A 1,204-nucleotide genomic window follows, 5' to 3' on the forward strand; every position below is an offset into this window, starting at 1 on the left:
GGGGGGCGATGCCGGCCTGCGGCTCGGGTAACGCATCGCGTTTCGTGTGCCCGTACCACGCCTGGACCTACCGCAACACCGGCGAACGGGGGGCGATGCCGGCCTGCGGCTCGGGTAACGCATCGCGTTTCGTGTGCCCGTACCACGCCTGGACCTACCGCAACACCGGCGAACTGTTCATGGTGCCAGGCAAATCCGGGTTCGACACCATGGACAACGCCGACTACGGCCTGGTCGAACTCCCCTCGCAGGAACGGTACGGGTTCATCTGGGCGGTCCTCACTGCGGATGCCGCCATCGATCTCGACGCTCACCTGGGTCCGTTGGGACATGAACTGGCGCAATGGAATTACGAAAGCTACGGCTATCACACCGATCGTGAGTTCTCCTCGGAGGTGTCGTGGAAAGGCGCGTTGGAGGCGTTTGCCGAGGGCTACCATTTCCCGTTCGTGCACGGCGAGAGCCTGATCGGGCAGAACACCCTGCCGAACACGGCCATCTACGACGAGTTCGGCAAGCACCATCGGATCGGATTCCCGTTCACCTGGATCAAGAACCTCACCGAGGATTCACCAGCCTCGCTGGAGCCGTCGGCCAACATGGGGGTGATCTACTGGGTGTATCCCAACCTGATCCTGGCCAACAGCCCGGTCGGGGTGGAGATCATCGACATGCTCCCCGAGGGCGAGCCGACGCGCTGTACGGTCCGGCACAGCTGGATGGGCCGTATCCCGGCGGTCGATGACGATATGCGCGCTCTCTACGACACCGTCTACGAGGGCGTGCATGCCGCGGTGCGCGACGAGGATTTCGCGATGTTGCCGCAGTGCGGTGAGGGCGTTCGGCACGGCCAGCACGACCACATGATCATCGGTCGCAACGAGATCGCGGTACAGCACATGATCAAGGTGTTCGCCCAGGAGCTGGGTGTGGCGCTGGCCTGAACACCCGCCGGCTCATCGCGGCGCGGCGACGTCGAGCACCATGAGGGCCGAGGAGAACTGAACGGTGGCGGCCGGATCGCCGAGGTCGACGCCGCACAACCGCTCGATGCGCCGCAGTCGCTGCGCCACGGTGTTCGGGTGGATAGTGAGTCTCTGGGCGGTCAGGTTGCGGTCCTGCTTACACGCGAAGTGGGTGTGCAGGGTCGAGACCAGATCGGTGCGGTGGGCGGCATCGTATTCGAGCAACGGGCCCAGCGTCC

2 protein-coding genes are annotated in these 1,204 nt (G+C 64.7%); one reads left to right on the forward strand and one right to left on the reverse strand.

Features of this window, described 5'->3' with window-relative positions; all coding sequences use genetic code 11:
- On the forward strand, positions 1–944 hold a 944-nt coding region (locus H7J86_RS01555), incomplete at its 5' end, for an SRPBCC family protein (protein WP_267288943.1).
- A 12-nt stretch (positions 945–956) separates the two neighbouring features.
- On the opposite strand, the gene H7J86_RS01560 is transcribed toward H7J86_RS01555, so the two are convergent.
- Positions 957–1,204: PucR family transcriptional regulator (locus H7J86_RS01560; RefSeq protein ID WP_267288945.1), on the reverse strand; the 248-nt coding region annotated here is incomplete at its 5' end.

Origin of the sequence: Mycobacterium hackensackense, from assembly GCF_025822555.1 — a bacterium.
GTDB lineage: Bacteria > Actinomycetota > Actinomycetes > Mycobacteriales > Mycobacteriaceae > Mycobacterium > Mycobacterium fluoranthenivorans.